This window comes from Ornithinimicrobium carbonis (genome assembly GCF_050703245.1).
GTDB lineage: Bacteria > Actinomycetota > Actinomycetes > Actinomycetales > Dermatophilaceae > Ornithinicoccus.
The window spans coordinates 2,703,563-2,720,065 of the sequence record NZ_CP192647.1 but is presented as its reverse complement, the minus strand read 5'-3'; the positions used below and the strand labels follow the sequence as shown (position 1 = coordinate 2,720,065).

Genomic DNA, 16,503 nt, shown 5'->3' with positions numbered 1-16,503 from the left:
GGTGGGGAGCCCTGCTCGGACTGGGACTGGGGACCGGCGTCCTGCTCATGTGGGCAGGGGTGCCGATGAGTCGACGGGTCGACCTGGCCGCCAGGATCGAGCCGTACCTGGACCGTCCGCCGCAGCGGTCCCGGCTGCTGCGACTGGACGATCCGCGGCCGTGGCACCTGGCCGACGTGGTCGAGCCCCTGACACGACGGGCGGCCGACCTGCTCGACCAGGTGCTCGGCGGGACGGACTCCGTGCGCACCCGCCTGCACCGCGCGGGTCTGCCCGCCGACGTGGAGGGCTTCCGTACCCAGCAGGTGCTCTGGGGACTGGGTGCCTGCGTCCTGGCCGCGGGGCTCGGCTCGCTGCTGTGGTGGACCCGCGGCGCGAGCGTCGTCGCCCTCGCCGTGCTCGTCGCCTGCGCCTTCCTCGCCGGCGTGGTCCTGCGCGACGCGGCCCTGACCCGGTCCGCGAGGAGTCGGGAGCGGCGGATCATGGCGGAGTTCCCGGCGGTGGCCGAACTCCTGGCCCTGTCGGTCACAGCAGGGGAGGGCACCGTGCAGGCCCTGGAGAGGGTGACCCGCCTCTCCTCCGCGACCTGGCCTCCGAGCTGGAGCTGTGCCTGGCCGAGGCGCGCACCGGCGCCCCGCTGCCCGAGGCGTTGCAGGCGCTGGGCCGTCGCACGGGCCTGGGGCCGATCGTCCGCTTCGTCGACGGGCTGGTCGTGGCCATCCAGCGGGGCACGCCCCTGGGTGAGGTGCTGCGCGCCCAGGCCGCGGACGCTCGGGAGGCGGCCCGCCAGTCGCTCATCGAGGAGGGCGGTCGGCGCGAGATCACCATGATGGTCCCCGTCGTCTTCCTGGTCCTGCCCGTCACCGTCCTGTTCGCCGTCTTCCCAGGAGCCTCGATGCTGCAGATCTCGCTGTAGGCCGACGGGGCGAGGCACCCGCGGTGCCGCCACCGGGACATCTCCGCAGTCCTCCGTCCAGCACACCCATCCATGACCACGGGCCACCGGCCCCACGACCAGACCAGGAACCGCTCCGCGGCCCGACCCGGCCCGGACCCGACGAGAGAAGGACGACCATGCAGCAGCGATCCACCCTCCGCACTCCCAGCACAGCGCGCCGCCGGCCGCTGGCCCGCCGTGCCCTGGCCCGCCACCTGCGTGCCTGGGCGGACGAGCCCGAGCGGGGCGACGTGCCCGGCTGGGTGCTCATCACGATCATGACCGCAGGCCTCGTGGCCGCCCTGTGGCTGGTGGCCGAGCCGCTGCTCACCCAGCTCTTCACCACGGCCGTGACCAGCGTCGGGACGTGATCCGCAGGACCATCCACCGCAGGGTGACCGCTGCCCCAGATCGGGCCGCCGTCACCCACCGGGCGGCGGCTCCCGATCGGGCCCCCTTCACCGACCGGGGGGCGGCTCCCGACCGGGGGGCGGCGGTCACCGAGTTCGCGCTCCTGGCCGGGATGGTCTCGGTGCTCCTGCTGGCGGCGGTGCAGCTGGCCTTCGCGCTGCACCTGCACAACACGGCGACGGCCCACGTCGTCGAAGGTGCACGGTACGGGGCGCGGGCCGACGCCGGACCGCAGGACGGTGCCCACCGGGCGCGTGAGCTCCTGCGGACCAGCCTGCCGGGGACGAGCGGGGTGGCCGTCTCGGCGCACCGTACGTCGGTCTCGGGGGTGGAGGTCGTGGAGGTCAGCGCCTCGCTGCGGCTGCCGGTGCTCGGCCCGTTCGGGCCGGCCGACCGGATGGTCGTCTCCGGGCAGGCCTACGCGGAGGACCAGTGAGTGCCCTCCTCCGTGCCTCGGACCGGGGATCGATGACCGTGGAGGTCGCCTTCCTCCTGGTCCTGCTCGTGGTGCCGCTCTTCTACCTCGTCGGCTCGGTCGGCCGCGTGCAGGCGGGGGCGTACGCGGTGACCGCGGCCGCCCGGGAGGCCGGACGCAGCTACGTCACCGCCGAGTCCGTCCTGGACGCCCCGACGCGGGCGCAGGCGGCGGCAGCCCTGGTCGCGCAGGCGCACGGCTTCGCGGCCGAGGACGTCCGCCTCTCGCTGGGCTGCGGCGGGCCGGGCTGTCTGGAGCCGGGAGCGTCGTCGTGGTGGACGCGGTCGTGGAGGTGCCGCTGCCCCTGGTCCCGGACATGATGGCCGACCGGGTGCCGGCCTCGATCACCCTCACCGCGCAGCACACGGAGTCCGTCGACGCCTTCCGGGAGCGTGGACGATGACGGGCCGCACGGACCCGGAGGCCGGTCAGGTGAGCATCCTGCTGATCGGCATGGTGGCCGTGGCCCTCACGGTGGTGCTGGGGGTCGTGGGCGTCACCTCGGTCCAGCTGGCCCGGATCCACCTGCTCGACGCGGCGGACGCGGCCGCCCTGGACGCCAGCGACGCCCTGGACGAGGCGACCGCCTACTCCACCGGTGTGGGGACGGGCGTGCCGCTGACCGACGCCGGCGTGGCGCTGGCCGCCTCCGACCACCTGGCCTCGCGCACCCTGCCCTCCCGGTTGACGGGATGGCAGGTCGCCGCGGGGACCGGCACGCCGGACGGGCGGACGGCGGTCGTCGTGCTGTCCGGGGGCGCCCGGATACCGGTGGCCTCCTCCGTCCTGTCGGCGTTCGGCGGGTCGGTCCCCATCACGGTCACCTCGACCGCCCGCAGCGACCTGGAACCCTGAAGGCATTCCGCGGGTATGCCGTCCGCGGGGTCGGAGGCACGCCGGCGGCCTGGGAGGATGGCCCGGTGAGCTCCGCTGCGACGACCGACCTGTCCACGACCACCTTCGACGCGGTCCTCTTCGACAACGACGGCACCCTGATCGACTCCAGCGGCGCCGTCGTGCGGGCCTGGACCGCCTGGGCCGAGCACCACGGTATACCCCTGGAAACGCTCGTCGGCCTCCACGGGGTGCCCAGCCGCGGCATCGTGTCCCGGGTGGCGCCGCACCTGGACGTCGACGCGGCGACCGCCGACATCGACCGGCGCGAGCTCGAGGACGCCGAGGGGGTGGTGGCCCTCCCCGGAGCCAGGGAAGCGCTGGCCGCGGTGGGCGGCCGCGCCGCCATCGTGACCTCCGCCGGACGCCACCTGGCGGTGCTGAGGCTGGACGCCGCCGGGCTGACGCCTCCCGCGGCCTTCGTCACCGCCGACGACATCACCCGCGGCAAGCCCGACCCGCAGCCGTTCCTGCTGGGCGCCCAGAAGCTGGGCGTGGACCCCGCCCGCTGCCTCGTCGTCGAGGACGCGCCGGCGGGGCTGCAGGCCGGGCGGGCGGCCGGTGCCGCGACCATCGCGGTGACCACGACGAGCGGGGCGCACGAGCTGGCGGAGCTGGCCGACGCCGTCGTGACGGACCTCTCGCAGGTGACCTTCCAGACCGTGCGCGACGGGGTGCGCGTGGACCTGGCCTGACGCAGCGGATGCCGTCGGGCCGTCCACGCAGGGCCCCCTGCTGCCCTCCCAACGAGGGTTGACGCGGACCCCGGGTGCGTCCTGGGGCGACGCGCGGCCGTCCCACGTCCGTCAGGACGCGGTACGGGCGACCTCCTGCTCGAGGACGGGCACCTCGAGCTCGGCGAGGAGGGCGCGCACGCGGGCCTCCAGCTCGTCGGCGATCCGGCGGGCCGTCGACAGGTCCTGGGCGTAGGGGTCGTCGACGTCCCAGCGCAGGGTGCGACGTCCGGCGAAGTCGGCCTCGTCCTCGCAGCAGCCGATCAGCACGATGACGTCGGCCGCGTCGAGCGCGTCGGCGTGCACGGTCTGCGGGAGGGGGTTGCGCAGCTCGATGCCACGTTCGGCCAGGACGGTCGCCGCGTGCGGGTTGAGCCGGCCCGTCGGGTTGATGCCTGCGGACCGGACCAGCACCTGGCCCCCGGAGAGGTGCTCGGCGAGGGCCCCGGCGACCTGGGAACGGCCCTCGTTGTGCTCGCAGACGAACAGCAGCTTGGGCAGGGGGGACAGCGCCCGTCCCTCGGCGCGCGCCGTCGCCAGCAGCTCGTCGCGGGCCCAGTGCTCGAGGAGCGCGGGGATGAACTCGGGGTGGCGTCCGTTCTCCTCCAGCTGACGACGCCCGCGGGTGACCACCTCGGCGACCTCGTCCGCGGTGAAGCCGGCAGCGAACCGCTCGGTCAGGTCGCGCTGGACCCGGCGCAGCGTGCGCTCGTACATGGGGCTCCGTGCCTGCATGTCGCGCCTCCGATCAGGTGAACAACTGATGAACACCAAGTGTACGCCAGGATCGCGCAGCAGGTCGGAGGAACGGCCCGGAGATCGGGCGGTGTCGTGCTGGCGTCCGGGGGAGACAGGCCCGGGCGACTTACGTTACCGTAACCTACGGAACCGAAACCTACGTTAGCGTAGGTACCCGACCCGAAGGTGAACCCCCCGCATGCCCGCAGTTGCTGCCGCATACCCCCGTCCTGCCGAGCCGGCCCCCGCCGGGCCCGCAGGTCTGCCCGAGACCGCCGCCCAGCCGGGCCCGGGCGAGACCGGACGCCGCCGCCCGGTGGTCATCCAGGGCGGCATGGGGGTGGCCGTCTCCGGCTGGCGCCTCGCCCGCGAGGTCTCCACGGCCGGTCACCTGGGCGTCGTGTCCGGCACTGCGATGGACGCCGTGCTGTCCCGCGTGCTGCAGGACGGCGACCCCGGCGGGCACTACCGCCGGGCGCTCGCGCACTTCCCCTCCCCGGCGATGGTCGAGCGGGTGCTGGACAAGTACTTCGTCGAGGGTGGCCGGCACCCCGACGCGCCCTACAAGCCGATCCCCAAGCTGACGCTGCAGACGGCCCGCGCCGGGCAGGAGCTGGGTGTGCTCGGCAACTTCGCCGAGGTGTGGCTGGCCAAGGAGGGGCACGACGGCGTCGTGGGCATCAACGCCCTCGAGAAGGTGCAGATGGCCACGCCGACGGCCCTGTTCGGGGCGATGCTGGCCGGCGTCGACTACGTGCTCATGGGGGCAGGCATCCCCCGTGAGATCCCCGCGCTGCTGCGCGCCCTGGCCGCCGGCACCGCCGGGCGCATCAGCGCCGACGTGGCGGGCGGCAAGCTGCGCCGCTACGTGGAGGTGGACCCGGTCGACCTGCTCGGCGAGGACCTACCCGCGCTGGTCCGGCCCGACTTCCTGGCCATCGTCTCGGTCGACCAGCTCGCCTCCTACCTGCACCGCGACCCCGACATCCGCCCGGACGGGTTCGTCGTCGAGCGGCCGCCGGCCGGCGGTCACTCCGCACCGCCGCGGGGCAAGATGCAGCTCGACGAGCACGGGGACCCGGTCTACGGCGCCCGCGACGAGGCCAACCTGGAGAAGATGGCGGCCCTGGGCCTGCCGTTCTGGCTCGCCGGCGCCTTCGGCACCCCCGAGCGGGTGGCCGAGGCGGTGGCCTCCGGCGCGGTCGGGGTGCAGGTCGGCACGCTCTTCGCCATGTCGGCCGACTCCGGTCTCGCCGACGGTGTGCGCGCCAAGATGCTCGACCGGCTGCGCGCCGGCGACCTGGACGTGCGCAACGACCCCCGGGCCAGCCCGACCGGGTTCCCGTTCAAGGTGGCCACCCTCGAGGGCACCGCCAGCCAGGTCGAGGTCTACGAGGCCCGCCCCCGGCTGTGCGACCTGTCCTACCTGCGCCAGCCCTACGAGCGCGAGGACGGGGAGGTCGGCTACCGCTGCGCCTCGGAGCCGGTGCACATGTACCTCAAGAAGGGCGGCGAGCTCGAGGAGACCGCCGGCCGCAAGTGCCTGTGCAACGGGCTGATGGCCAACATCGGCCTCGAGCAGCACCGCAAGGACGGTTACGTCGAGGACACCCTCGTCACCCTCGGCCAGGACCTCGAGGGGGCCCAGGTCCTCATCCAGCGGCACCCCGAGGGGTGGACGGCCCGCCAGGCGCTGTCCTACCTGCAGGAGGCGGTCGCCACCTCCGCGACGGGCCGGCTGGTGGCCATCGCCTGAGCGCGGCTACTCCCCGGTCTGCCCGTCGACCAGCTCGCGCAGCAGGTCGGCGTGGCCGTTGTGCCGGGCGTACTCCTCCACCATGTGGGTGAGCAACCAGCGCAGCGTGACCTGCGCCTGACCGTCCCAGGCGGGGTAGGTGCGGCCCAGCGCCTCGGGTCCGCGCCCGACCAGGTTCTCCACGACGGACCGCGACCGGGCCACCGCGCGCTCCCACCGGCCGTGGACCTCGGCGGCGGGCAGGGTGTCCGCCGAGGTCCACGCCCGCAGATAGTCTGACCCGTCCTCGGAGCGCTGCCACTCCTCGGGCATCGGCGAGCCCGTCGCGCCCGCGGAGAAGTAGAAGTCCTCCACCCAGGCCAGGTGGCTCAACAGCCCGCCCAGCGTCAGCCGGGAGGGGTGGGCGTCGAGCCGGCGACGCAGCCCCTCCTCCTCCAGCCCCCGGGTCTTCCACTCCAGGGTCGCGCGCTGGAACTCCAGGAACCCCACGAGCGTCCCCGCCTCGTCCGCCGTCAACGGGGGTTCGGGTCGTCCCTGGTCGTCGGTCCGTGGCTCGCTCATGCGCGCCAGGGTATGCCGTGCACGCTCCGGAGTGGGCCGTGCACCCTCCCGGGTGGGAGGCCCGGCCGAGACCCGGGCGCCCCGGGGCTGCCGTAGGCTTGACCCTCGTGGCCGTCGACTTCGAGAACGAGATCAAGCAGCTCCGCGCGACCATGGCGTCGGTGCGCGACGTCACCGACCTCGACCGCCTGCGGGAGCAGATGACGGAGCTGGAGACCGAGGCCTCCTCACCGAACCTGTGGGACGACGTCGAGCACGCCCAGAAGGTGACCTCCTCGCTGTCCCGCGCCAGGGCCGAGCACGACAAGGTGACCGGCATGGACGCACGGATCGACGACCTCGAGGCGCTCGTCGAGCTCGGCCAGGAGGAGAGCGACGCCGAGACGATGGTCGAAGCCGAGCGGGACCTCGCCAAGCTGCGCAAGGACGTCGAGCAGCTCGAGGTGCGGACCCTGCTCAACGGGGAGTACGACCAGCGTGAGGCCGTCGTGACGATCCGCTCCGGTGCCGGGGGGGTGGATGCCGCCGACTTCGCCGAGATGCTCATGCGGATGTACCTGCGCTGGGCCGAGCGGCACGACTACCCGACCACCGTGCTGGACACCTCCTACGCCGAGGAGGCCGGGCTGAAGTCGGCCACCTTCGAGGTCAAGGTCCCCTACGCCTTCGGCACCCTGGCGGTCGAGGCCGGCACCCACCGGCTCGTGCGGATCAGCCCGTTCGACAACCAGGGCAGGCGGCAGACCAGCTTCGCCGCCGTCGAGGTCATCCCCCTCATCGAGTCGACCGACAGCATCGAGATCCCCGAGAACGACCTGAAGATCGACGTCTTCCGCTCGTCGGGTCCCGGTGGCCAGTCGGTCAACACGACCGACTCGGCCGTGCGCATGACGCACATCCCGACGGGCACAGTGGTCTCGATGCAGAACGAGAAGAGCCAGATCCAGAACCGGGCCGCCGCCCTGCGGGTGCTCCAGTCCCGTCTGCTGCTCCTCAAGCAGGCCGAGGAGGCCGCCGAGCGCAAGGAGATGGCCGGGGACGTCAAGGCCAGCTGGGGGGACCAGATGCGCTCCTACGTCCTGCACCCCTACCAGATGGTGAAGGACCTGCGGACCGGCCACGAGGTGGGGTCCACCTCGTCGGTGCTCGACGGCGAGATCGACGACTTCATCGAGGCGGGCATCCGCTGGAAGCGCGGCCAGGAGCGGGCGCAGGACTGAGGTCGGCCCGCCCAGGCGCCGGCCGTAGGGTCGGAGCATGACCGCGACCACGACCTCCGACCCGGGTCCGTCGAGCCCGGGTCCTCTCGGCCCCGGCTCCCTCGACCTGGTGGCGCTGCGGCATACCGTCACCTCCGGCGCCTCCGCCGACCTCGGTTGGCGCCGGGCGCACCTGGGGGCCTTGCGCCGCCTGCTCGTCGAGCACGAGGCCGAGCTGTTGGACGCCGTCGCCGCCGACGTCGGCAAGCCGCGGCTGGAGGCGCGGCTCACCGAGAGCTACGTCATCGTCGAGGAGATCGACCATCTGCTCGCCCACCTGGAGGAGTGGACGGCGCCCCGGCCGGTCTCCCTGCCGCTGACGCTGCGTCCTGCCCGCGCGCACGTGCAGCTGCAGCCCAAGGGTGTGGTGCTGGTCGTCGCGCCGTGGAACTACCCGCTCCAGCTGCTGCTGACCCCGGCGGCCGGTGCCCTCGCCGCCGGCAACACGGTCGTGCTGAAGCCCAGCGAGCACGCGCCCCGTTTCGCCGCCCTGGTCGAACAGCTCGTTCCGCAGTACTTCCCCGCCGACGTCGCCAAGGTCGTCACTGGCGGCGTCGAGGAGACGACCGCCCTGCTGGAGCGCCGCTTCGATCACATCTTCTTCACCGGGTCCGGCCGGGTGGGTCGCATCGTCATGCGCGCCGCGGCCGAGCACCTCACGCCCGTGACCCTCGAGCTGGGCGGGAAGTCTCCGACGTTCGTCGACGACAGCGTCGACCTGGGTGTGGCCGCCCGGCGGATCGTCTGGGGCAAGTTCACCAACGCGGGCCAGACCTGCGTGGCGCCCGACCACGTGCTCGTGACCCGCGCCGCCCGGGACCGGCTGCTGGCCGAGCTGGCCGCGGCGGTGCACGAGTTCTTCGGCGACGATCCGCGCAGGAGCCCGGACCTGGGGCGGATCGTCGACGGGCGGCAGCACGCCCGCCTCGTCGAGCTCCTGGACGGAGCCGGGGGGAGCGTGGTCACCGGTGGGCAGCACGACGCCGGCGAGCGGTACATCGCCCCGACGGTCCTCGCCGACGTCGACCCCGGCGCGCCGATCATGCAGGAGGAGATCTTTGGCCCGATCCTGCCCGTCATCACCGTCGCCGACCACCAGCAGGCCATCGAGCAGATCACCTCGCGCGAGCACCCGCTGGCGCTCTACGTCTTCTCCGAGCGGGAGGACGTCAGGGACGCGTTCGCGCGGCGCACCACTTCGGGAGGGATGGCGTTCGGCGCCACCGTGATCCAGTTCGGCGCCCCGCAGCTCCCGGTCGGGGGGGTCGGGGCCTCCGGCACGGGCGCCTACCACGGCCGCGCGTCGCTCGAGAGGAGCTGAGCCATCACCGGTCGGTGCTCGACAAGCCGCTGGGTCCGGACACCCTGCGTGTGCTGTACCCCCCGTTCGAAGGCCTCAAGGGCCGGGTCGTCGCGGCCGCGACCGCCCCCGGCTGGGCGGGGCGGCCCGCCGCGCTGGTCCGGGAGGGTATGGCGAAGGTGCGCGGCCTGGTGCGGCGCGGCTGAGAGCTGTCTGCGCCGCCTGCGTGAGCGGGGCTCGGACGGGTGGGACGTGCCGACGGGCGGCACCCTGCTGGGTGCCGCCCGTCGGGTGGTGCTGGGGTCGGGTTCGACGCGCGCCGGTCAGGCGGCGTCCTCGGCCTCCTCGTCGTCCGTCGGCAGGTCGCCCTGCGGGTGCGGCTTGCCGGACTTCCCGGCGCTGCGCTTGCCGTTGATCTCCGAGGTGTCCTGGGCGAGCGTCAACGCCGCGTGCGCGATGGCGTCGCTCATGATGTCCAGGGCCTCCCGGTCGACGTTGTCGATGTCGTCGAGGACGGTGTGGTAGTTCGGGTCGTAGGTGATGCCGGCGGTGCCGCCGAACAGCTCGACCTCCTTCTCCGTCTTGGTGCCGTCGGCACCGGTGAACAGGCCTGAGGCCGGGACCCCGCTGAGGATGAACGCCTGGTAGTCCGAGCGGCCCGAGTAGGCGGTGTCCACCCACGGCTGACCGGTCAGGTCGAAGTAGTCGGTGAAGACCTCCTCCGTCTGGATCGATCCGGCCGGCGGGGCGACGCCCGCCTCGTAGGTCGACTCGTCCGCGTCGTAGACGCCGATGACGTGGTTGGGCGAGCCCACCATGTCGAAGTTGAGGTAGGTCGCGATGTCGTCCAGCTCGGCCGGCGACTGGTCGGCGACCCAGGCGTTCGACCCCTGCAGGCCGTCCTCCTCACCGCCCCACCAGGCGAAGCGCACCGTGTTGTTGGTCTTGTTGACCCTGGCCAGCTGCACCGCCGTCTCCAGGATCGCGGCCGACCCGGTGGCGTTGTCGTTGATGCCGGCACCCTCCTGGGCGCTGTCGAGGTGGGCACCGAGCATGACGACGTTGTCGTCCCGGCCGGTCGAGGTCTCGGCGAGCACGTTGAAGGTCTCGACCACCTCGTCGATGGTGCGCAGGTCCAGCGTCGCGGTGACGGTGTCCTGCGCCATCTGCGCCAGCAGCGCCTGACCGGCCTCCTGTGTCATGCCCGCCGCCGGCACGAAACCGGAGTCGGGTCCTCCGAGGGTGCCGTTGAGCGCCCCGGGTTCGTTGTTGTAGACGAGGACGGCCTCGGCTCCGACTGCGGCGGCGGCCAGCGACTTCGCGGAGAAGGCGCACGTCCCGCGCGAGACGATGGCGATCTGGCCGGTGAGGTCGGCACCCTCGCCGTAGGCGGCCGCGTCGCAACCCTGGGGGTCGACGGTCGGCGCCGCCAGTGGGCCGGTGACACCGCCGTCGGGCGTGCTGGGGCTGTAGCTCATGGCGATCACCGCTACGTCTTCACCGCCGACGGTCAGGTCCTCGGCCAGGGTCCGGGTGCGGGGGTAGCTGAAGTCGTGGCGCTCGGTCTCGTAGCCGGCGTCCTGCAGGACCTGCTCGACGTACTCGGCGCTGGCCTCGTACCCGGGGAGGCCGGAGGCCCGGTTGCCGCCGTTCTCGTCGGCGATCTCCTGGAACTCCTCCAGGTGCGTCCAGACGTTCTCGACGTCGACCGCCTGGGTGATCTTCTTGCTGGTGTTCGGGTTGCCGTTGTTCTCGCCGCCCTTGCCCTTGGCCAGCGCCGGCGACCCCATGCCGGCCAGGACGACCGCGGCCGTGGCCGTGACGGCCAGGGTGCGGCGGGCGGTGCTGCGGCCGGACCGCGGGGTCCGGTGGTCGGTGCTCGTACTCACGTCGTGCGTCTCCTTTGACGGGGGGAGGCCCGCGGACGACCGAGGGCCCTGTCGCAAGGTAGGCACCCGCGGGCCCGCGGTCCAGGGTCTTGACCGAGTCCAGACCGACTTCTGACCGACCCCTGACCTGGGCCCTACCGTCCCTTGACAGAACCCGGGCGGGACCGGATCTCGACAGGCCCGGCGCGGGTCCTTGGTCGCCCCGGGTCCCTCGGTTACCGTGAACGCCGACCGCCAGCCCGCCCCACACGTCCCCCCCGTCCCAGCAGCACCGCATACTCTCCCCTGGAGCCCGCCCGCGTGATCACCCTGGAGAACGTCAGCCTGCGCTACGCCAAGGGCGACCCCTGGGCGTTGCGCGAGGTGGACCTCGACGTCACCCGCGGAGAGTTCTGCTTCGTGGTGGGACAGTCGGGCTCGGGGAAGAGCTCGCTGCTGCGTCTGGTCATCCTCGAGCAGGCGCCCACGGCGGGTCGGGTGCTCGTGGCCGGGCACGACCTTGGCGAGCTGCCGCAGAGGCGGGTGCACCTGCTGCGCCGCCAGATCGGCACGGTCTTCCAGGACTTCCGGCTGTTGTCGGGCAAGACGGTGGCGCAGAACGTCGCGTACGTCCTGCAGGTGCTCGGGACCCGGCGGCACGAGATCAGGCAGCGCGTCCCCGAGACCCTGGCCCTCGTCGGGCTGCAGGACAAGGGGCGACGCCTGCCGCACGAGCTCTCCGGCGGGGAGCAGCAGCGCGTGGCCATCGCCCGCGCCATGGTCAACAAGCCGCCGATCCTGCTCGCCGACGAGCCGACCGGCAACCTCGACCCGGACACCAGCAGCGAGATCGTGGCCATCCTCGAGCGCATCAACCGCGCCGGCACGACCGTGCTCATGGCCACCCACGACACCTCGATCGTGGACCAGTTCCGCAAGCGGGTCGTGCAGCTGCACGAGGGCCGGGTGGTCCGCGACCAGGCGGTGGGCGGCTACCGGCAGGTGGCGGCGCCGTGAGGCCCGGGTTCCTGCTCGGTGAGATCGGCAACGGCCTGCGCCGCAACGTCTCGATGGTCGTCTCGGTCGTGCTCGTGACGATGGTCTCGCTGTTCTTCCTGGGCATCGGCCTGCTCGCGCAGCAGCAGGTGAGCACGGCCAAGGGCTTCTGGTACGACCGGGTCGAGGTCTCGATCTTCCTGTGCACCCCCGGTGCCGCCGAGGTGGCCTCGTGCAGCGGGGGAGGGGTGACCCAGGAGCAGCGCGACCAGATCAGGGCCGACCTGGAGGGCCTGAGCCCGTTGGTCACCGAGGTCTTCTACGAGTCCAACGAGGAGGCCTACGAGCGCTTCCGCGACCAGTTCCGCAACAGCCCGGTCATCGACTCCATCCCCCAGGAGGCGATCCCGGAGTCGTTCCGGGTCAACCTGTCCGACCCCAGCCGCTACGAGGTGATCCGGGCCGCGTTCGAGGACGCGCCCGGCGTGGAGAGCGTGGAGGACCAGCGCGAGGTCGTGGACAAGCTCTTCACCTTCCTGGGGGTGCTCAGCGTCGGGGCGCTGGCGCTCGCCGTGGCGATGGTGGTGTGCGCCGTCCTGCTCATCTCGACCACGATCCGGCTCACCGCCTGGACCCGGCGACGCGAGACCGCGATCAAGCGGATGGTCGGCGCCTCGGCCTTCTCCATCCACCTGCCCTTCGTCCTGGAGACCGTCGTGGCGACCCTGCTCGGGGCCGCGCTCGCCGTCGGTCTCCTGTGGGCCACGGTGCGCTACGGCGTCACCGGGTTCCTGTCCGAGCTGCTCGCGGGGGAGAGCGGCCTGATCAGCCTGGTCGGCGAGCGCGACCTGTGGCTGATCACCCCGTTCCTGGTCGGTGGGGCACTCCTGCTGGCCGTGGTCACCGCCTGGTTGGCCCTGCACCGGCACGTACGGGTCTGATCCCGTGGACGCCCAGAGGAGAAGCACGATGAGCGGTTCCGTCCAGCACCCACCCGCCCGACGGCAGGGTCGGTATGCCGCCGCCCGGGTCCGCGGCGTCCTCGCCCTCGCGCTGGCCGGCGTGATGGTCGCCGCGCCCGCACTCGCCGACGACCTCGACGAGATCCGGGACCGGATCGAGCGGGTGGAGGCCGAGGAGGAGCGCAAGCGTCAGGCCGAGGAACGCTCTCGTCAGCAGGCCGCCGAGCTGGACGAGGAGCTGGACCACACCGGCCAGGAGCTGGTGGAGGCCAGCGAACGGCTGGCCCGCACCACCGAGCAGGTGGCCGAGGCCCGGGTGGCGCTCGCCGAGGCAGAGGCCGACCTGACCGACGCCGAGGCTGAGGCGGAGCGCATCGAGGCCGAGCTGGGGCTGGCCCGCGCGGACGAGGAGCGCATCGAGGAGCGCCTCGCCCAGAACGAGGAGCAGCAGGCCGAGAGCCGGGACACCGTCGGCGCCATCGCCCGGGAAAGCTACAAGCAGGGCGGCATGGGGTCCCTGGCCTCGACGCTGGAGCTGCTCTCCGGGGAGTCCGACGCGGTCGACGAGATGTCCATGGCCCGCACCGTGCTGCGGGTGCAGGACCAGCAGATCCGGGCCCTGGCCGGCCAGGAGGCCGAGCACGTCGTGGAGCAGGACCGGCTCGCCGGCGTGCGCGGCGACATCGCCTACCTGCTCGCCCGCGCCGAAGCCATGGTGGTCGCGAAGGAGGAGGCCCGTGCCGCGGCCGAGGCCGTGCGCGCCGAGCTGGAGGAGCTGGAGGCACGGCAGGCGCGCGAGAAGGAGGCGCTGGAGGAGGAGAAGGCTCGCGTCGCCGAGGAGCTGGCCGGGGAGCAGCGGCGCTCCGACGACCTGGCGGCCGAGCTCGCGGAGCTGGCCGAGACCAAGCACGGGCTCAAGGCCGACGAACAGGCCGAGGAGGAGCGGATCGCCGAGGCCGAGCTCAGGGCGGCCGAGGAGGCCGCCCGTCGCAAGGCCGCCGAGGAGGCCGCACGGAAGGCTGAGGAGGAGGCGCTCCGCAAGGCCGCCGAGGCGGAGGCGGCCCGGCAGGCGGCGGAGCAGGCCGCTGCCGAGCAGGCGGCCGAGGAGCGGGCCAGGCAGCGGGCCGCCGAACGGGAGGCCGAGCGGCAGCGGCAGGCCGAGGCCGACGCCCAGCGTCGCGCCGACGAGCAGGCCGCGGCGGAGGCCCGGCGGCGGGCCGAGGCCGCCGCGCAGGAGGCGGCCGCCGCGGAGCGGGCCGCCCAGGAGGCCGACGAGCGGCAGGCCGCCGAGGAGCGCGAGCGTCAGGTCGCGGCGGAGGCCGAGTCCGAGCGCCGGGCCCAGGTCGCCCAGGTCGCGGCACAGACGTCCTCAGGGTTCTTGTCCCAGCCGGTGGCCGGCGGCGTGACCAGCGAGTTCGGGATGCGGCTGCACCCGATCCTCGGAGTCACGCTCCTGCACTCGGGCATCGACTTCAGCGGCGGGTGCGGGGCACCCATCACGGCCGCGGCCGACGGCGTGGTGCACTCCACCCCCTACGACGACAGCCGCGGCAACTACGTCGTGCTCGACCACGGGATCCAGCGAGGGGTCAACCTGACCACGGCCTACCTGCACCTGCAGAGCTTCGCCGTCTCGCCCGGCCAGTCGGTCTCCCGCGGGCAGGTCGTGGGCTACGAGGGGACGACGGGTTCCTCGACCGGCTGCCACCTGCACTTCGAGACCCGGGAGAACGGCGCGCCCGTCAACCCGCGGATCTGGCTCTGACGGCGTGAGGGGTGTGAGCGGTGGAGCGGCCTGAGCGGCGGAGCGAGCGTGAGCGGCGGAGCGAGCGTCAGGAAGGGGCCGTGATGGCTGCCCGGCGACGCGCGCTCAGCCGTGCCGCTTCAGGTGGGCAGACATGGCCCGCTCCGCCTCGCGGCGGTCCTGCCGTTCGCGTAGCGTCTGCCGCTTGTCGTGCAGCTTCTTGCCCTTGGCAAGCGCGATCTCGACCTTGGCGCGCCCGTCCTTGAAGTAGAGCGACAGCGGGATGATCGTGTGCCCGGCCTGCTCGGCCTTGGCGACAAGCTTGTCCATCTCGTCCCGGTGCAGCAGCAGCTTGCGCCGGCGCCGGGCCGAATGGTTGGTCCACGTCCCCTGCGTGTACTCCGGGATGTGCACGCCCTCCAGGTACAGCTCGCCGCCGTAGGACGTCGCGTAACCGTCGGCCAGCGAGGCCCGACCCTGCCTCAGCGACTTCACCTCGGTCCCGGTCAGCACGAGGCCGGCCTCGACGGTGTCCTCGATGAGGTACTCGTGCCGGGCCTTCTTGTTGTTCGCGACGACCTTGCGTCCGGTTTCCTTGGGCATGACCGGCCCAGTCTAGGCGAGCAGGGGGTATGCGGTCGCGCGGGTTTCCCCTCCGCTTGCCCGTGGGGCGGGGGCGGGGCAGGGTGGGGAAGGCACGGAACCGCAACCCCCTCGAAATGGAGTGACATGACCACCGCACGCGAGATCATGACCGCCGAGATGCACACCGTCACCGAGGACCAGTCGCTGGCCGAGGCCGCGACGCTGATGCGAGACCACGGGGTGGGGGCCCTGCCGGTGATGTCAGGGGACGGGTCGCTGTCGGGCATCGTCACCGACCGGGACATCGTCGTGCGCGGAGTGGCCGAGGGCGCTGACCTGGCTACCACGACCGTCGGGTCGGTAGCCCAGGGCATCGTCTCCACGGTCGGGTCGGAGGAGGATGTCGACCGCATCGTCGACACCATGGGCGACCAGCAGATCAAGCGCCTGCCGGTCGTCGACGGTGGCCGTCTCGTCGGGATGATCAGCGAGTCCGACCTGGCCCGTCATGTGAGCGACGACAAGGTGGCCCACTTCGTCCAGATGGTCTATGGCCGCGGCTGAGACCCGCCCGGTGCCGGTGCCGGTGGGGGGGCCGGCGCGGCGGTTGGGCGCGCCGGAGGGAATCCGCGTGGACCTCACGGTGTTGACCCCCGTAGGATGACGGTCTGCCCCGTCCGCGAGGACGCGGTGGACCGGTTGACAACTGCACAGCGTGAAGGCACCCCATGGGGGTGATCGGTTTCGACGTCGTTCAGCGTCTCAGGGGAAGCGGGTCGAGGATGCAAGGTCATCTCGTCAACGATCCTTGCGAAACCAATAGCTGCCAATTCCAACCGCAGCGACTTCGCCCTCGCCGCCTGAGCGAGCCCGAAGTCTGTCAGCCTGAGCTAGTCCTCGTCTCAGTGTCTGGCATCAGCTAGAGGACTTGCTGCGTCGTCACGTCACGGGACGGCGCGGGACTCCTACGTGACTGGGCCTGTCAGGGAACGTGTGCGCGCGAGCCCTGGGGCCGAGAAAATCCTTAGCGCACTGCACCCGGAGAAGCCCTGGATTCCTGGCGACGGACGCGGGTTCGATTCCCGCCACCTCCACTTACGTGTCTTCACGCCGTGCAGTTGTCGCACGTCAACCCCTAGATTGCGCCTGAGGACGCGAATCTGGGGGTTTCGTGCATCCGAACAGGAGTGGTCAGGAGTAGCGTCAGACGACCACCCGGATTGACATAGGGCTGACACACCCGCGCCGGATCATCCGGAGGCGGATGACGTGAGCATGAAGCA

Annotated in this window: 17 protein-coding genes, 1 other RNA gene and 1 pseudogene; 15 read left to right on the top strand and 4 right to left on the bottom strand. The window is 72.5% G+C overall.

The window, feature by feature from the left end; all coding sequences use genetic code 11:
• Position 1 precedes the first annotated feature (1 nt).
• From ACQ95T_RS13680 to ACQ95T_RS13655, 6 genes and pseudogenes are all read left to right on the top strand, one after another.
• Positions 2-820, top strand: a pseudogene (locus ACQ95T_RS13680) (type II secretion system F family protein); the annotation flags it as partial.
• 254 nt (positions 821-1,074) lie between these two features.
• Positions 1,075-1,308: a hypothetical protein gene (locus ACQ95T_RS13675; RefSeq protein ID WP_431473014.1), complete on the top strand. Its 234-nt coding sequence runs from the start codon at positions 1,075-1,077 to the stop codon at positions 1,306-1,308.
• The gene (locus ACQ95T_RS13670) at positions 1,305-1,784 is read left to right on the top strand and encodes a TadE family protein (protein WP_425941422.1); all 480 of its coding nucleotides are present in this window, start codon (positions 1,305-1,307) and stop codon (positions 1,782-1,784) included. The genes ACQ95T_RS13675 and ACQ95T_RS13670 overlap by 4 nt, the downstream gene beginning before the upstream one ends.
• Positions 1,781-2,143 (top strand): hypothetical protein, encoded by a 363-nt coding sequence (locus ACQ95T_RS13665; protein ID WP_431473013.1) that lies wholly within the window; start codon positions 1,781-1,783, stop codon positions 2,141-2,143. The genes ACQ95T_RS13670 and ACQ95T_RS13665 overlap by 4 nt, the downstream gene beginning before the upstream one ends.
• 79 nt (positions 2,144-2,222) lie before the next feature.
• Positions 2,223-2,678, top strand: coding sequence for a pilus assembly protein TadG-related protein (locus ACQ95T_RS13660; protein ID WP_425941418.1), 456 nt, complete (start codon positions 2,223-2,225; stop codon positions 2,676-2,678).
• A 65-nt stretch (positions 2,679-2,743) separates the two neighbouring features.
• Positions 2,744-3,412, top strand: coding sequence for an HAD family hydrolase (locus tag ACQ95T_RS13655; RefSeq protein WP_425941416.1), 669 nt, complete (start codon positions 2,744-2,746; stop codon positions 3,410-3,412).
• Positions 3,413-3,523: 111 nt separating this feature from the next.
• On the opposite strand, the gene ACQ95T_RS13650 is transcribed toward ACQ95T_RS13655, so the two are convergent.
• Positions 3,524-4,168, bottom strand: a complete 645-nt coding sequence (locus tag ACQ95T_RS13650; RefSeq protein WP_431473012.1) for a low molecular weight phosphatase family protein — start codon at positions 4,166-4,168, stop codon at positions 3,524-3,526.
• Positions 4,169-4,388: 220 nt separating this feature from the next.
• Here ACQ95T_RS13650 and ACQ95T_RS13645 point away from each other — a divergent pair, with 220 nt between their 5' ends.
• Positions 4,389-5,945 (top strand): nitronate monooxygenase, encoded by a 1,557-nt coding sequence (locus tag ACQ95T_RS13645; RefSeq protein WP_425941413.1) that lies wholly within the window; start codon positions 4,389-4,391, stop codon positions 5,943-5,945.
• Between the two features lie 6 nt (positions 5,946-5,951).
• Here ACQ95T_RS13645 and ACQ95T_RS13640 read toward each other — a convergent pair whose 3' ends face one another.
• Positions 5,952-6,506, bottom strand: a complete 555-nt coding sequence (locus ACQ95T_RS13640; protein WP_431473011.1) for a DinB family protein — start codon at positions 6,504-6,506, stop codon at positions 5,952-5,954.
• Positions 6,507-6,613: 107 nt separating this feature from the next.
• On the opposite strand from ACQ95T_RS13640, the gene prfB reads away from it, so the two are divergent.
• Genes prfB through ACQ95T_RS13625 form a run of 3 tightly spaced genes read left to right on the top strand, consistent with a single transcriptional unit; the run spans position 6,614 to position 9,271 of the window.
• A complete protein-coding gene (gene prfB / locus ACQ95T_RS13635; RefSeq protein WP_425941411.1) occupies positions 6,614-7,726 on the top strand; it encodes a peptide chain release factor 2 in 1,113 nt (370 codons plus the stop codon).
• A 37-nt stretch (positions 7,727-7,763) separates the two neighbouring features.
• Positions 7,764-9,086: an aldehyde dehydrogenase family protein gene (locus tag ACQ95T_RS13630; RefSeq protein ID WP_431473010.1), complete on the top strand. Its 1,323-nt coding sequence runs from the start codon at positions 7,764-7,766 to the stop codon at positions 9,084-9,086.
• A 14-nt stretch (positions 9,087-9,100) separates the two neighbouring features.
• Positions 9,101-9,271, top strand: a complete 171-nt coding sequence (locus ACQ95T_RS13625; RefSeq protein WP_431473009.1) for a hypothetical protein — start codon at positions 9,101-9,103, stop codon at positions 9,269-9,271.
• 117 nt (positions 9,272-9,388) lie between these two features.
• On the opposite strand, the gene ACQ95T_RS13620 is transcribed toward ACQ95T_RS13625, so the two are convergent.
• Positions 9,389-10,954: a M28 family peptidase gene (locus ACQ95T_RS13620; protein ID WP_425941407.1), complete on the bottom strand. Its 1,566-nt coding sequence runs from the start codon at positions 10,952-10,954 to the stop codon at positions 9,389-9,391.
• Positions 10,955-11,254: 300 nt separating this feature from the next.
• Here ACQ95T_RS13620 and ftsE point away from each other — a divergent pair, with 300 nt between their 5' ends.
• From ftsE to ACQ95T_RS13605, 3 genes are read left to right on the top strand one after another with little or no spacing between them, the layout of a single operon-like run.
• Positions 11,255-11,950 carry a cell division ATP-binding protein FtsE gene (gene ftsE / locus ACQ95T_RS13615; protein ID WP_425941405.1) on the top strand — a complete coding sequence of 232 codons (696 nt, stop codon included), beginning with the start codon at positions 11,255-11,257 and terminating at the stop codon, positions 11,948-11,950.
• Positions 11,947-12,870, top strand: coding sequence for a permease-like cell division protein FtsX (gene ftsX, locus ACQ95T_RS13610; RefSeq protein ID WP_425941403.1), 924 nt, complete (start codon positions 11,947-11,949; stop codon positions 12,868-12,870). Before ftsE ends, ftsX begins: the two co-directional genes overlap by 4 nt.
• Positions 12,871-12,898: 28 nt before the next feature.
• Positions 12,899-14,656 (top strand): peptidoglycan DD-metalloendopeptidase family protein, encoded by a 1,758-nt coding sequence (locus ACQ95T_RS13605; RefSeq protein ID WP_425941402.1) that lies wholly within the window; start codon positions 12,899-12,901, stop codon positions 14,654-14,656.
• A gap of 105 nt (positions 14,657-14,761) precedes the next feature.
• On the opposite strand, the gene smpB is transcribed toward ACQ95T_RS13605, so the two are convergent.
• Positions 14,762-15,238 carry an SsrA-binding protein SmpB gene (smpB, locus tag ACQ95T_RS13600; RefSeq protein ID WP_425941400.1) on the bottom strand — a complete coding sequence of 159 codons (477 nt, stop codon included), beginning with the start codon at positions 15,236-15,238 and terminating at the stop codon, positions 14,762-14,764.
• Positions 15,239-15,364: 126 nt separating this feature from the next.
• Here smpB and ACQ95T_RS13595 point away from each other — a divergent pair, with 126 nt between their 5' ends.
• Together ACQ95T_RS13595 and ssrA are read left to right on the top strand one after the other, a co-directional pair.
• Positions 15,365-15,784, top strand: coding sequence for a CBS domain-containing protein (locus tag ACQ95T_RS13595; RefSeq protein ID WP_425941398.1), 420 nt, complete (start codon positions 15,365-15,367; stop codon positions 15,782-15,784).
• A 166-nt stretch (positions 15,785-15,950) separates the two neighbouring features.
• Positions 15,951-16,317: a transfer-messenger RNA gene (gene ssrA, locus ACQ95T_RS13590) on the top strand.
• The last annotated feature ends 186 nt before the right edge of the window (positions 16,318-16,503 follow it).